Annotated in this window: 12 protein-coding genes; 7 read left to right on the forward strand and 5 right to left on the reverse strand. The window is 70.8% G+C overall.

Going from position 1 to position 14,232, the window contains the following annotated elements:
- The first annotated feature begins 290 nt into the window (after nucleotides 1-290).
- The gene (locus P3T27_RS20435; protein ID WP_280680522.1) at nucleotides 291-2,213 is read left to right on the forward strand and encodes an ABC transporter ATP-binding protein; all 1,923 of its coding nucleotides are present in this window, start codon (nucleotides 291-293) and stop codon (nucleotides 2,211-2,213) included.
- Between the two features lie 83 nt (nucleotides 2,214-2,296).
- On the opposite strand, the gene P3T27_RS20440 is transcribed toward P3T27_RS20435, so the two are convergent.
- The 3 genes from P3T27_RS20440 to P3T27_RS20450 all read right to left on the reverse strand — a co-directional run bounded on the left by P3T27_RS20440 (nucleotide 2,297) and on the right by P3T27_RS20450 (nucleotide 4,718).
- Nucleotides 2,297-3,313 carry a cupin domain-containing protein gene (locus P3T27_RS20440; RefSeq protein ID WP_280680523.1) on the reverse strand — a complete coding sequence of 339 codons (1,017 nt, stop codon included), beginning with the start codon at nucleotides 3,311-3,313 and terminating at the stop codon, nucleotides 2,297-2,299.
- Between the two features lie 59 nt (nucleotides 3,314-3,372).
- A complete protein-coding gene (locus P3T27_RS20445; protein ID WP_280680524.1) occupies nucleotides 3,373-4,386 on the reverse strand; it encodes a cytochrome P450 in 1,014 nt (337 codons plus the stop codon).
- 179 nt (nucleotides 4,387-4,565) lie between these two features.
- Nucleotides 4,566-4,718: a hypothetical protein gene (locus P3T27_RS20450; RefSeq protein WP_280680525.1), complete on the reverse strand. Its 153-nt coding sequence runs from the start codon at nucleotides 4,716-4,718 to the stop codon at nucleotides 4,566-4,568.
- Nucleotides 4,719-5,061: 343 nt separating this feature from the next.
- Between P3T27_RS20450 and P3T27_RS41015 the strand changes: the two genes are divergently transcribed.
- The gene (locus P3T27_RS41015; protein WP_348534117.1) at nucleotides 5,062-5,202 is read left to right on the forward strand and encodes a DUF5990 family protein; all 141 of its coding nucleotides are present in this window, start codon (nucleotides 5,062-5,064) and stop codon (nucleotides 5,200-5,202) included.
- 94 nt (nucleotides 5,203-5,296) lie between these two features.
- Here the strand turns inward: P3T27_RS41015 and P3T27_RS20460 are convergent, their stop codons facing one another.
- Together P3T27_RS20460 and tsaD are read right to left on the reverse strand one after the other, a co-directional pair.
- Nucleotides 5,297-7,528 carry a M9 family metallopeptidase gene (locus P3T27_RS20460; RefSeq protein WP_280680526.1) on the reverse strand — a complete coding sequence of 744 codons (2,232 nt, stop codon included), beginning with the start codon at nucleotides 7,526-7,528 and terminating at the stop codon, nucleotides 5,297-5,299.
- 210 nt (nucleotides 7,529-7,738) lie between these two features.
- Nucleotides 7,739-8,791: a tRNA (adenosine(37)-N6)-threonylcarbamoyltransferase complex transferase subunit TsaD gene (gene tsaD, locus P3T27_RS20465; protein WP_280680548.1), complete on the reverse strand. Its 1,053-nt coding sequence runs from the start codon at nucleotides 8,789-8,791 to the stop codon at nucleotides 7,739-7,741.
- A 178-nt stretch (nucleotides 8,792-8,969) separates the two neighbouring features.
- Between tsaD and P3T27_RS20470 the strand changes: the two genes are divergently transcribed.
- From P3T27_RS20470 to P3T27_RS20490, 5 genes are all read left to right on the forward strand, one after another.
- Nucleotides 8,970-9,572, forward strand: a complete 603-nt coding sequence (locus tag P3T27_RS20470; RefSeq protein WP_280680527.1) for a superoxide dismutase — start codon at nucleotides 8,970-8,972, stop codon at nucleotides 9,570-9,572.
- A gap of 241 nt (nucleotides 9,573-9,813) precedes the next feature.
- Nucleotides 9,814-10,845, forward strand: coding sequence for a glycosyltransferase family 2 protein (locus P3T27_RS20475; protein WP_280680528.1), 1,032 nt, complete (start codon nucleotides 9,814-9,816; stop codon nucleotides 10,843-10,845).
- A 555-nt stretch (nucleotides 10,846-11,400) separates the two neighbouring features.
- On the forward strand, nucleotides 11,401-11,715 hold the full coding sequence (locus tag P3T27_RS20480) for a cupredoxin family copper-binding protein (RefSeq protein ID WP_280680549.1): 315 nt from the start codon (nucleotides 11,401-11,403) through the stop codon (nucleotides 11,713-11,715).
- Complete coding sequence (locus P3T27_RS20485) at nucleotides 11,712-12,671, forward strand: metallophosphoesterase (protein WP_280680529.1); 960 nt, start codon at nucleotides 11,712-11,714, stop codon at nucleotides 12,669-12,671. Before P3T27_RS20480 ends, P3T27_RS20485 begins: the two co-directional genes overlap by 4 nt.
- On the forward strand, nucleotides 12,668-14,137 hold the full coding sequence (locus tag P3T27_RS20490; protein ID WP_280680530.1) for a DUF6529 family protein: 1,470 nt from the start codon (nucleotides 12,668-12,670) through the stop codon (nucleotides 14,135-14,137). Before P3T27_RS20485 ends, P3T27_RS20490 begins: the two co-directional genes overlap by 4 nt.
- The last annotated feature ends 95 nt before the right edge of the window (nucleotides 14,138-14,232 follow it).

The raw sequence follows: 14,232 nt of genomic DNA on the forward strand, positions 1-14,232 counted from the left end.
TGCCCTCGAATCGAACATCGCGGACCCCTCCGGTGATCGATTGCCACCAACTCGCCGTCGCCGACACGGAATCGCCCGGATCGAGTGAGACCCGCCGGGACACGCCGGACGGCCCCGCGGACCGCTGCCAGGATCGGGGTCCGCACCGGCAGCCCTCCCTTCGCAGCGTGCCCATCGGCACCGCTGCCGCCCCACCACGCCCACCCGGCGCTGAGGGCTGCCCGCGTGCGGATCCGCTGCGGCCACCGGCTACCGGCCACCGGCCGCCGTACGAGGGAGCAGGGAGCGCTGTGTCCGAGCAGATCGCGAAACCGGAGATGCCCCGACCACGACAGGAGGATGAGCACGACGAGGAGCTGCACCTGCGGTTCCCCGGCGACCGCCGGGCCGAGGCCGGTGCCTCGATGTCGGCGAGCGCGATGCTGCGCCGCCTGCCGCACCTGGTGCGCCGTGCGCTGGCGCTGGCCTGGGCGGCCGACCGGACGTCCACCGGGTTGCTGCTGGTCTGCCAGGCACTGGCGGGCGTGTTCGGGGCGCTGGCGCTGTACGCCACCACCGGTACCCTGGGCGCGCTGCTGGTGGCGGGCCCGGTGGGGGAGCACCTGCACACCGCCGCGCCGTCGCTGCTCCTGCTGACCGTCTCCGCCGGACTGCGGGCCGTGCTGGGGATCGCCGTGGTCGGCCTGTCCGGCCGGGTGTCGCCGCGGATCACCCGGGAGGCGGAGCTGGCGCTGATCGCGGCCGGGTGCGCCGCCGAGCTGAAGGCGTACGACGAACCCGCGTACAACGAGCAGTGGGAGGCGGCGGACCGGGGCGCCTCGACCACGCCGGACCTCCTCTCCAACGCCCAGGACGTGATCGCCTCCACGGTCTCGCTGGCGGCGGCCGCGGGCGTCCTGGCGACGCTCCACCCGTGGCTGGTGCCGCTGCTGCTGCTCGGTTCGGTGCCGACCGCGGTGGCGGCCGTCCGGACGGCCCGGATCCACTACCTGGCAGCGGTGGCCACCAACGAGGACCGTGGCGCGCTGCGCGTGTACCGCTGGTTCCTGATCGACAAGACCCGGGCCGACCAGGTCCGTTCGGACCAGGTCACACCGTTCCTGATGGCCAAGTACCGCCGGGCCGAGGCGAAGATCGTCGCGGCCACGGACCGGGCGACCCGGGAGGCGGCCAAGGTGTCCCTGCTCGCGGCGCTGGGCACGGGGGCGGGCAGCGCGCTGATCTGGGGCACGCTGCTCTACCTGGTGGCGAGCGGCCGGATCGACCTGGCGGCCGCGGGCACGGCGACGTTCGCGCTGCGGACGGCCTCGTCCGGCTTGCAGGGCCTGGTCGGCAACGGCGCCCGGCTGTACCGGATGGGCCTGTACCTGGACGACTACTTCACCTTCCTGGACGAGGCGGGCGGGCACCGGATCCGGCGCGGCCAGGTCGTGCCCGGCGCGCCGCAGCTGGTCGAGGTCGCGGACCTCGGCCACACCTATCCGGGCGAGCAGAAGGATCCGGCGCTGCGCGGCGTCAGCATGACCTTGCGGGCCGGTGAGGTGGTGGCGGTGATCGGCCAGAACGGCAGCGGCAAGTCGACGCTGCTGAAGCTGCTGTCCGGCCTCTACCTGCCGCAGTCCGGCCGGATCAGCTGGGACGGCGTGCCGGTGGAGGAGTTGGACGCGGACGGGATGTGGTCGCGGGTGGCCCGGGTGCCGCAGGAGTTCGCGCGCTGGCCGCTCGGCGCGGCCGAGAACGTCCACCTGGGGCACGTCACCGAGCAGGTGATGGCGGACGTGGAGCGGGCGGCGGAGCGGACGGGCTTCGACGAGGTCGTGTCCCGGCTGCGCTCGGGCTGGCGCACCCTGCTGGCCCAGGGCTGGTGGGGCGGCGCCGAGTTGTCCGGCGGCGGCTGGCAGCGGGCGGCGGTGGCCCGGGCGCTGTACCGGACGGTGCGCAGCCCGGGGCTGCTGATCCTGGACGAGCCGACCTCGGACCTGGACCCGCGCGCGGAGCACCGCATCCTGCACGCCCTGCGCGCCCTCGCCCCGGGCCGGATCACCCTCCTCGTCACCCACAACATCGCCAACGCGGCGGTGGCGGACCGGGTGATCGTGATGGACCAGGGCCGGATCGTGCAGACCGGCACCTGGGCGGAGCTGGCGGCCCGCCCGGACGGACTGTTCCGCGAACTGCTGGACCTCCAGCGCGACCGGGCCGTCCCGGCCTAGGAGTCCGCGCGTGCAGGGGGCTCCGCACCGTCCGGGACATCAGGACCGGACGGTGCGGAGCCCGGGCACGCGGTGACTGTGCGTCAGCGCGCGGTGCGTTCCGCGCCGCCGCGCAGCCTGCGCCAGGTGCGGCCGACGGATGCCAGCCCGGTGAGCCTGGCGCCGGGCCCGTCGGTCTCCCAGTTCCGGGCCGTCTCGGCGAGCGTCTGCGGATGCGCCTGAGGCATCGCGACCGGTCGCCGCGTCTGCGCGGCCCGGGCGGCGAGCCGCACGTCCTCCGGTTCGATCGTGTCGAGCTTCGCCCGGACGTGGCCGAGCAGCGTGGCGCAGGCGTCGGCGATCGCGGCCTCGCCCAGCGGGCGCGGCGGGAGGTCCAGTCCTTCGGACAAGCACTGCTCCAGGGCCGTGCGCAGGTCCTGGAGGGAGATGTCGCGGATCGTCAGCGACAGGTGGGCGGACAGTCCGGCGGCGCCCACCGCGCGGTGGGCGTAGCCACGTGGGACGTAGAGCACGCTGCCGGGTTCGAGGACGCTGTGCAGGAGCCGCGGGGAGTGCTCGTCGTCCGGGAGCTCTCCCGGCGACCAGTCCGCGACCGTCGGGGCGTCGTGGACGTACCAGGTCTTGCGTCCGGCCACCTGGAGGACGAACACGTCGGCGTCGTCACGGTGCACCGCGAGACCCTGACCGCCGGCGGGCGTGACGAAGAAGAACGCCTCCACCCGCCGGTCGAGTTCCTCGGACAACCGCGCCACCAGATCGCCCGTCGGGCGGTGCCACTGGTCGACGCAGCGCAGGAGCAGCGTCGCCCCGGCCTGCAGGAGTTCGACGACCTTCGCGCGGTCGGCGAAGCCGTCGTACGTCGTGCCGTTGACCACGCGTGACGTGGTGTAGGCGGCGGGCGGGACGGTGACCTTGTTGGAGCGGACCATCTCCAGGTAGGGGGTGCGCAGCAGTCCGCCGTCGAAGGCGGCGTCCAACGCGTCGAGGTCGAACGGCGCGGCGAGGGTCTCCGGCGTGAAGACCGCGGGCTCGCGCTGCCACTGGCGGCCGGTGAAGGTCTTGACGTCGCCGACCCAGCCGGCCAGCGTGGGCGATTCCATGGTGGTTCCCGTGGTGTCAGGGTGTTCGGTGCGCGCGGCCGGAAGCGTCGGCCCCCAGGTCAGGCTCCGGCTTCGGCCTCGAACCGTACGGAGAGCAGGGAGCGCAGGGGGACTTCCGCGTCCTGCCGCGGGCTGCGGATGACGAGCCGGTTGTCGAAGGCGGCGGTCAGCAGGCGTTCGGCCAGGGGCACGATCAGGTGCTTGGCCCAGCAGCGGGCGCCGTCGAACCCGAACGGCATGAACCCGGGCGTCTTCTCCGGGTCCGCGACCCCGGCCCACCGCTCGGGCCGGAACTCCATCGGGTCGGTCCAGTAGTCGGGATGACGATGCATCAGGAGCGGGAAGAGCGCGACGTTGTCCTCGGGGCGGATCTCGGGATGCAGTTCGGTGTACGCGTCCCCGCCCTTGCGGTACAGCATCCACGCGGGCGGGAGCAGCCGCAGGGTCTCCCACAGGACCGGGGTGAGGTCGGCGCGGGCTTCCTCCTGCTCCCGCGCCGGTCCCATGAGCCACAGGGCGTTGCCGGCCAGGGCCGCCACGCCGTCGCACAGGGTGGCCGTCGCCCGCCGGTACATGGCGATGGCCTGCTTCCGCTCCAGGGTGCCGGAGGCGTTGCGGATCAGCTCGGCCAGCGCGGTGGAACTGCCGTCAGGGCCGGATCCCGGCCAGACGGTGACGGCGTGGTCGACGATCCGGGAGAGGGTGTCGGAGCGGGTGATGCCGCGCTTCGACAGCAGGGAGACCGGCAGGGGGTCGGAGGAGAACAGCCACCGGCGAAGGTAGGAGGTGGATGCGTAGGGCCAGGCGCCGGACAGCCCGCGCGCCGGCGGCGGCGGGTTCCGGATGCCCGCCATGACGTCCTGCCCCAGCGCGCGGATCGTCCGGGTCGCGCTGTCGTGGTGGATGTCGGCGCCTGCGGCGGGCTTGTAGACCGAGCGTTCCGTCGACAGCACGGGGCGCGCCGCGACGATCTCGGCCATCAGATGGCAATCGGAGACGCCGACCGTGGTCGCGTCGATCCGGAATACCTTCTCTTCCCGGGTCAGCAGGTCCTGAATTCGCGGGGCGTACACGACGGAATGGTTGCGAACCACTGTCGGCGCCATTTCTTCCACTTCTTCCACGAGAATCCCGCCTCCATGGAACGGCGATGAAATGCGGTTCCCGGGGAAGGCGGAGGGAGGTCGGGGCACTCTGCGGCGCCGGCGGAGGCAGCAATGGCTTGGCCGCTGCCTCCGCCGACCGTGGTGCGTCAGATCACGTGCAGGATCCACGCGTGGTTGGCGAGGTCCTCGTCCTTCTTGAACTTCTTCACGAGCGCCTTGATCTTCTTCATGGCTTCTCCAATCTCGGGATTGCAGGCACGGCTAACGGGTGTGGCCGCGCTGTCGGTGAAATTCGGCATTCCGATCCGGAAGGCCGAACGGCTTCACCTGTCTCTGGACCTTAACCGAAAAGGGGTCTCTCTGACACCCCTCCGACAACAGATGTCCGACTCTTTGCGCAACACTGACGGCCTATTCGATGGGCAAATCGTTATAACCTTTTCCGGCGATTCGCGGCGGAGGAATCACGGCGGGGGGACCGGGAGAGACGCGGGTGGGGGACCATGCGTGGTATGGAGCTGAGGATCGAGGCCACCGACCTGCCGGGGCGCGAGTGCGGCACCGGGCCCGGGTTCCCCGGGTACCGGGACATCCACGTGGCCGTCCGGCGCCGGGACGCTGTTCCGCCGGGCGAAGCTGCTGCTGGCGGCGGTCGACCGGGCGACTGTCGAGGAGGCCGTGGGCACCGGGCTGCTGGTGGCCCGGCTCGGGCTGACGGACGCCAAGGGGCACCCGCTGTGCGCGGCCGTCCGCCCGCCGGTGGTCACCTGGGCGGCGGGGTAGCCGGAGAAAGGGGGAGGGCCCCGCGTCGCCGCGGGGCCCTCCTGGTGCGTCGGTGCTCAGTTGTGCGTCATGGCGGTCAGTCGTGCGTCGGCGCTCAGTTGTACGTCGTGGTGACGGTCACGCCGCCGAAGCCCTGCTGGGCGTAGAGGCTGAAGTACACCCAGCCGGACGGCGGGTTGGTGATGGTGAGGGTCTCGCCGTTGCCCGCGTTGGCGGACTTGGCCAGGTACGACCCGGTGGTGGCCCAGGCGCCCCCGTTGTAGTAGAGGTCGGCGTTGCCGGTGCCGCCGCTGGTGGTGATGGTCAGCTGCTTCACGCCGGCGGGCAGGTTGAGGAAGCTGTAGCTGTAGTTGCCGGTGGTGGCTGCGACGCCGTCGCGGCGGCAGTTCTTGTCGAACTGCCGGGTGTCGCCGGCGGTGCAGAGCGGGGCCTGGCCGGTGGGCAGCGAGCCGCAGTTGTCGGCGCCGCAGGCCTTGAGCCAGGTGGCGAAGTCGGCGTCGTACCTGGTGCCGATGGTGGTCTTGAGCAGGGTGCGGGCGCCGTTCCAGTCACCCACGCGGTACTTGGCGAGCAGCGCGTCGACGTCCTGCGGGTGCGACTGGAGCATGTAGCGGACGGCCAGGTAGCCCCAGTTGTAGACCTTGGTGGAGTCGGAGTTGTCGTAGGTGTTGTCGAAGAGGGTGCTCAGCGCGTAGGTGCCCTTGGCGGCCTGCGCGACGGCGTCGTCGTAGTGGACGCCCCGGTAGCTGTACGAGACGTACTCGGCGAGGCCCTCGACCCACCAGACGGTCGGGGTGGTCATGCCGGCGTCGAAGTCGCCGTAGAAGTCGTAGCGGCCGTCGAGGTAGTGGGTGTACTCGTGGTTGAGGTTCCAGATCTGGAAGGCGGGGCGCAGCCAGGAGGCCTCGTGCGCGATGAAGCGGGCCTGGTTGCCGGCCTTGGCCGGGTCGCCCTCCTCGTACATGCCGCCGTTGTCGACGGCGATGCCGTACATCTCCCAGGCGTAGAGGCTGTAGTTGTAGTAGTCGTCGAAGACGACGACCTCAAGGCTGGTGTTGTTGTCGTTGGCGACCGGGCCGTTGTCCTTGACCACCTTGTGGAAGAACGCGTCCTCGTTGATCAGGCTGGTGCAGGTGTCGGCGAGCTGCTGCGCGGTCATGTCCTGGGCGCGGATGCGCAGGTTGGCGTTGCAGGTGTGGTCGACGGTGAGCACGAGCGGGACGAGCCGGGTGGGCAGGTCGCAGGTGCCGTAGAAGGCGCAGTTGCCGGTGTCCTTCTTCTCCGCGAACCAGACCAGGTTCATGGTGAGCGGACCCGTGTTGCCGACCAGCGGGTAGCGGTTGACCAGGTCCTTGACGATCGGCCGTCCCTGGGCCTTGAGCGCGTCGACGGCGACCAGGTTGCCGATCTGGATGCCGATCGAGGTGACCAGGTCGGAGCCGTTCAGCTGGGCGCTGTTGCGGGTGACGAAGGACGCCATGGTGGTGGCGAAGGAGGGGTCGGCCTGGAGGGCGGCGGTGAAGGCGGGGAGGTCGAAGCCGCGCTCGATGACGGTCTTGGTGTTGGCGACGGCGGTGGCCATCGAGCCGGTCCAGGCGCCGGTGTAGTCGGTCAGCAGGCGCTTGACGACGCCGGTGTAGCGGGCGTTCTCCTGGGCGCTGTCGATCAGGGTGACGGCCTCGGCGAGGGTGGCGCCGTTGGCCTCGGTCACGTCCTTGCTGTGCGGGGCGGCGAAGAAGCCGTCCAGGGCGCCGCGGATGGCGGTCTGCAGGGTGGTGCCGTACGGGCCGACCACGTCCGCGTGGTTCCACTGCACGTAGTAGCCGGCGCGGAGGAACAGGACCAACTGGCCCACGGAGGTGGAGTCGTCGCCGGGGTAGGCGGCGGACGTGTCGCGCAGGGCGTTGGCGACGGTGGCCATCTGCGCCTCGTTGAACGCGGCCTTGGCGTCGTTGCCGGTCAGGTTGAACAGCGTGTTGACGCAGTCGAGGCCGGCGGCCTTGACCTGCTGGACCAGCGCGGCACCGGAGTTGCCGGTGAAGGCGGAGACATCGCAGGCGGCGGCGGCCGAGAGCTGCTTGGCGGCCTTGGCGTCGGCGTGGGCGCCGGTGGCGCTGCCCGCCGCCGGAGCGGTGGCCTTGGCCTGGGCGTCCGAGGCGAGCGGGCGCGCGTCCTTGGGCGTGTCGGGGGACTTGGGCACGGGGACGGAGCGCGGCGCGGCCGCCTTGGCGGTGGGGGCCGGGACGGCTGACGGGGCGTCGGCCGCGTGGGCCTGCGGCGCGAACAGCCCGAGCGCGAGGAAGAAGGCGGCGCCAAGCGCGGGCAATCTGCGCGCCTGGGCCGTGGATATCCGGAAGGGACGCATCTGTGGGGGCCTCCGGGGCTGTTGAGGGTCGTCGTGCGGTTGGGGCACACGAGCACCTGATGTGTGACATGTAAAATGGCACACGGAGTAACGTGGAGGGAAGATCCGGGAACGGATTTTCGACCGGCGAGACCTAACCGTTGCCGGGCCGTCGTCTGATCGGACGTGCCGTCAGGCGGCAGCGGCACGCACCAGCGGCGTCAGCGTCGCGAACTCCAACGGCGCCGACGGATCCACCGACAGGTCCGCCGGAGCCGGTTCGGCCCCGGCGCGGACCAGCAGGTCGCCGATCGCCGCGACCATCGCCCCGTTGTCCGTGCAGAGCCGCAGCGGCGGCACCCGCAGCGCGATCCCGGCCGACGCGCAGCGCCGTTCGGCCAGCGCCCGCACCCGGGAGTTGGCCGCGACCCCGCCGACCACCACCAGGGTGCCGATCCCGTGGTCGGTGCAGGCCCGCACCGCCTTGCGGGTCAGCACGTCGGCGATCGCCTCCTGCAGCGCGGCCGCCGCGTCCGGGACGTGGGGTTCGGCGCCGGCCGTCCGCTGTGCCTCCACCCAGCGGGCGGCGGCGGTCTTCAGCCCGGAGAAGGAGAACGCGTACGGGTCGTCCCGCGGCCCGGTCAGCGGCCGGGGGAGCCGGACGGCGGCCGCGTCTCCCGCTCGCGCCGCGCGGTCGATGGCCGGCCCGCCGGGGTAGGGGAGCCCCAGGATCCGGGCCACCTTGTCGAAGCACTCACCGGCCGCGTCGTCCAGGGTGTCGCCGAGGTGGACGATCGGGTCGCGGGTGAGGTCGCGCACCAGCAACAGCGAGGTGTGCCCGCCCGAGACGATGAGCACCACGCACGGGTTCGGCAGCGGCCCGCCGTCCAGCGTCGCGGCGGCGACGTGCCCGGCGAGGTGGTGCGCCCCGTACAGCGGGACGCCGAGCGAGAACGCGTAGCCCTTCGCGGCGGCCACCCCGACCTGGAGGGCGCCCGCCAGCCCCGGACCGGTCGTCACCGCGACCGCGCCGACGTCCTTGAGCGTCAGTCCGGCCCGCTCCAGCGCTTCCTGGACCACCGGCGTCATCGCGTGCACGTGCGCCCGGGAGGCGATCTCCGGTACCACCCCGCCGTAGCGGGCGTGCTCGTCCATCGACGACGCCACCGCCTGTCCGAGCAGCACGCCGTCCCGGACCAGGCCCGCGCCGGTCTCGTCGCAGGAGGACTCGATCCCCAGCACCACCGGCGATCCGGTCACAGCCACTCACCCTTGTCACTCATTACATCTTCCGGTGACCATTGTGCCCGACGAGACGTACGGAATAAGCAGGAGCCCATACTTCGTTCCTGCAAGTCATACGCAATAGTGTTGTCCCGGCACGATCACCACCGTTCAACCCGCCGAAAGGGGCCGTGTCCTGATGGGCACCTACTCGCTTCCCGACCTGCCGTACGACTACTCCGCGCTCGAGCGGGCGATGTCCCCCGAGATCCTGGAGCTGCACCACTCCAAGCACCACGCCGCTTACGTCAAGGGCGCGAACGACACCCTGGACCAGCTCGCCGAGGCGCGCGACAAGGAGCAGTTCGGCGGCCTGGTCGGCCTGCAGAAGACCTTCGCCTTCCACCTGTCCGGCCACGTGCTGCACTCCCTGTTCTGGCAGAACCTCTCCCCGGAGGGTGGCGACCGCCCCGAGGGCGAGCTGGCCGACGCCATCACCGAGCACTTCGGCAGCTTCGAGGCCTTCCACAAGCAGCTCACCACCGCCACCACCGGCGTGCAGGGCTCCGGCTGGGGCATCCTGTCCTGGGAGCCGCTGGCCAAGCGCCTGATCGTCGAGCAGGTCTACGACCACCACGGCAACGTCGGCCAGGGCACCACCCCGCTGCTGGCCTTCGACGCCTGGGAGCACGCCTACTACCTGCAGTACCGCAACGTCCGTCCGGACTACGTCGAGAAGCTCTGGGACGTCGTCAACTGGCAGGACGTCTCGTCACGCTTCGCGGCGGCCAAGACCGCCTGATCGGTAGCGGGTGACGGAAGGCCTCGGACCGGTCGGGCGGTCCGGGGCCTTCCCCTTGTGCCCCAAGGGGCGTCCCGCGAAGGCGGGTTCGCGCCGGACACGGCTGAGGTGCCGATCCACTGGCTCGATTCAACCCGGCGTTCGCCCACGGGCCGCGTACGGTCCGTATGCTCGGGCCACTGTCGGTGACCGGCGGTCGACGGCCGCCCGGCCTGTCCGCTCCTGTGCGAAAGGCCGTGCGATGGCCCCGCGTCTCTCCCTCGTCGTCCCTGTCTACAACGTCGAGCGCTACCTCCAGGAGTGCCTGGACTCGATCGCGGCGCAGACCTTTGGGGACTTCGAGTGCGTCATGGTCGACGACGGCTCGACCGACGGCGGCCCGGCCATCGCCGAGGAGTACGCCGGACAGGACCCGCGCTTCCGACTGGTCCGCCAGCACAACCAGGGCCTGGGCGCCGCCCGCAACACCGGCCGACGCCACCTCACCCCCGGCACCGAGTACCTGGCCTTCGTGGACAGCGACGACACCCTGCCGCCGCACGCCTACCAGCTGATGACCGGCACACTGGACGAGACCGGCTCCGACTTCGTCGCCGGCAACGCCCTGCGGCTGCGCACCACCGGCCTCAGCCCCTCGCACGGCCACCGCCGCCCGTTCCGCGAGACCCGGCTGCGCACCCACGTCAGCGAGTTGCCCGCCCTGGTCACCGATCGCACCGCCTGGAACAAGGTCTACCGGCGCTCCTTCTTCGACGGCGCCGGCCTGTCGTACCCCGAGGGCATCCTCTACGAGGACGCTCCGGTCAGCGTGCCCCACCACTTCCTCGCCGATCGGGTCGACGTGCTCGCCGACCCGATCTACCACTGGCGGGTGCGCGAGGACGGCGACCTCTCCATCACCCAGAGGAAGACCGACCCGCGCGGCCTGGTCGACCGGGTCCGCTCGATGGAACTCGTCCGCGAGTGGCTGCTTGCCCGCCCCGAGCCCGCCTTCGCCGAGTACCTGCGCGCCTACGACCGCAACTGCCTGGTCGAGGAGATCCCGATGTTCTTCTGGACCGTCCCGGACGGCGACCGCGCCTACCGCGCCGCCTACCAGCAGCACGTCAGCCGCCTGCTCCAGGCCATCGGCCCGGAGGCGCAGACCGGCCTCAGCCGCCAGCTCCGCCTCAAGTACCGCCTCACCCAGGCCGACTCCATGCACAGCTTCGTCGCCGTCCAGCGCGCCCACCGTCTCGCCCGCCGCACCCGCCAGGCCATCGGCCGCCGCTGAGCCGCCTTCCGCGGCGACAACGGCGGGGCCGCCCCGGTCGTGCTCGCGTTCCTGCGCGTCGGTCGACACCGCGCATCGCTCTCGTGCTGCTCCTGACCTGTATGGACGCCGAAGCCCTGTTCCGCTGCCCGCCGCCGGGGTGAAACAACGAGACCTCGCTGTGGAATTCGTTTCGCTGCAAGGAATGTGCTACCCACCCACATAACGTGGCCCACCGGGTTGCATCCCCTTCCGGCATCCCCCGGCGGGTGTAACGCGGTCGTCTATCTGCCTGAGAAGACCGATCCCGGATCGGTCCTGGACCACACCGTCCCGTGCGGCTGGGGACGTGTAGAAGGAACGATGGCCATGAATGCGAACTCCTCTGCGCCGGTGTGGCGGTCTCGTACGGCGTGCCTGGTCGCCGTTGCCGTTGCCGGAGCACTGGGACTGCTCAGCGCGTGCGGCGGATCGTCACATCCCAGCCCCGCCGGCGCGCTGAGTCCCGGCCCCGGCCAGACCCTGCCGGGATTTCCCGGTGCCTCCGGAACGAGCGGTACGGTCGCGGTCAGCCCACTGCCAACCACGGCCTCGACCTCAGCCACCAGCGGCCAGCCGTCCGCTCCGGCGGCCGCCAACGCGGTGACGATCAAGAACTTCGCATTCTCCCCGGCCACGCTGACGGTCAAGGCGGGCACGACGGTGACCTGGACCAATACCGACTCCGACGCTCACACCGTCACCAGCAAGCAGGGATCGGGCGGGCCACTGCAGTCGGCGGCCCTGGCCACCAACGACACCTACAGCTACACGTTCACCCAACCCGGCACCTACCCGTACTACTGCACCATCCACCCGTTCATGACCGCCACCGTGGAGGTGACCCCATGACCGAGCCCACACCCGACTCCGACTCCGACGGCGGCGGCGAGCACGGCATGACCCGCCGGCAGCTCATGCGGCACTCCGCCTGGTTCGGCGGTGCCGTGGTCCTGACAGTCACGGCAGGAGAGGTGATCAGTCATATCCCCGGTTCGGCGCACGCGGCTCCGGCAAGCAGCGCAGACCTGCGTTTCGTGCAGGTCTCCGACAGCCACATCGGCTTCCAGGGCCCGGCCAACATGGACGTCGTCGGGACGTTCGGCACAGCGATCAACCAGGTCAACTCCCTCGGGTTCCGTCCCGACTTCGTCATGCACAGCGGCGACCTGACGCACCTTTCCACCCCCGCCCAGTTCGACCAGGTCAAGCAGATGCTGTCGCAGCTGGACACGGACCGGGTCTTCACCGTGCCGGGCGAGCACGACTCGATCGGCGACGACGGACCACGCGCTTACCGACAGGCTTTCGGCAAGAACACCCTCGGCGACGGCTGGTACAGCTTCGACACCCACGGTGTGCACTTCATCGCGCTGGTCAACACACTGCACCTGGAGCAACTCGGCCACTTGGGCAACGATCAGATCGACTTCGTGCGCAAGGACATCGCCGGTCTGTCGTCGGACACGCCCATCGTCATCTTCAGTCACATCCCGCTGTTCGCGATGTATCCGACCTGGGGTTGGGGCACCGACGACGCGGTGCAGATGCTGTCGATGTTCCGCCGCTTCTCCTCAGTCACGTGCCTCAACGGGCACGTCCACCAACTGTTCAGCAAGACCGAGGGCAACATCACCTTCCACTCGGCCGCTCCCACCTGCTACCCGTTCCCCAAACCCGGCCAGGGCCCCGCCCCACTTCCCCAGGTGCTGCCCGCCGGACGCCTCAAGGACGCACTCGGCATCCGCACCGTCAACTACTGGCAGGGCAACCACGCACTGGCCGTCAAGGACGAGAAGCTCGTATGACCATCCGGAGCCTGCCCGCCCTCGCGCTGCGTCTGGTGCTCGCCGCCGCGCTCGCGGTGAGCGGATACATTCACGCCCAGCTCTACATCGACGGATACCGCTTCGTCCACGTCATCGGCTCGTTGTTTCTGCTGCAGGCCAGCGCCGCCTTCGCGGTGGCCGCGCTTCTGCTGTTGGGGGCACCCCTGCTCCTGCGGATCGCCGCTGCGGCGATCGCCGTCGGCGCACTCGCCGGGTTCACCGCATCGCGTACCAGCGGACTGTTCGGGTTCTCCGAAGACGGCCTGCAACCCGCCCCGCAGGCCTTGCTCAGCATCATCGCCGAGGTGCTCACCCTGCTGGTCGTCGCGACCTGGCAGGCGTTCGAGCTCGGGCTTGTGCCGTCGAGATCCAGGGCTGCGGAGTCGGGGGCGGGTGATCACGCGGAGGACCTCGCTCACCCCGCCGGCCGCCGGCAAGGACAAGAAGCTCGCATGGCCCTCCGGAGCCTGCCCGCCCTCGCGCTGCGCCTGGTGCTCGCCGCCGTGCTCGCGGTGAGCGGATACATCCACGCCCAGCTCTACATCGACGGATACCGCTTCGTCCACGTCATCGGCTTGTTGTTTCTGCTGCAGGCCAGCGCCGCCTTCGCGGTGGCCGCGCTCCTGCTGTTGGGGGCGCCCCTGCTCCTGCGGATCGCCGCTGCCGCGATCGCCATCGGGGCACTCGCCGGGTTCACCGCATCGCGCACCATTGGATTGTTCGGGTTCTCCGAACAGGGCCTGCAGCCCGCCCCGCAGGCCTTGCTCAGCATCATCGCCGAGGTGCTCACCCTGCTCGTCGTCGCGACCTGGCAGGCCTTCGAGCTCGGGCTTGTGCCGTCAAGGTCCAGGGCTGCGGAGTCGGGGGCGGGTGATCACGCGGAGGGCCTCGCTCACCCCGCCGGCCGCCGACGGCTCCACGACGTCCTGTGGCTTCTCCTGCCCGTGGCGGTGATGGCCGGCCTCTACTGGTACGGCCGGGTGCACACCCCCAACTACGAGACCAGCCTCTTCGGAAACCGCGGAACCGACGCCATGCTGCTGAAAGCCCAACTGGGCTCCGCACTCCTGGGCCTGGCGCTGATTCAATTGCTTCTCGCCCTGTGGATGTACGGCCGCCTGCCCGTACTGCGCGCCGCACCGCACGGGGTCCGCACCACGCACCGCCTCATCGGCCTGACCGCCTTCCTCCTCTCCCTGCCCATCGCGCGGCACTGCATCACCGCCTACGGCGTCCAACTGACCGACACCCGCGTGGCGCTGCACGCGCTCGCCGGCTGCTTCCTCTACGGGGCCTTCGTCGCCAAGGTCATCGTGGTCCGGCACCGCCGCTGGCCCGGCTGGGCACTCCCGCTGGCCGGCGGTACCCTCGTCACCGCGATCGCCCTGATCTGGTACGTCGCCCCCTTCTGGTACCTGAACGGCTCCCAGGCACCCGGCCTGTGAGCAGCACGTGAGGTCCCCTTTTCCCGACGACCGACAACGGATACCCGCCGGCGGGCCCAGCACCGCCGCCGACATCGGGCAGCGGACGGCACCCG

Origin of the sequence: Kitasatospora sp. MAA19, assembly GCF_029894125.1 — a bacterium.
Lineage (GTDB): Bacteria > Actinomycetota > Actinomycetes > Streptomycetales > Streptomycetaceae > Kitasatospora.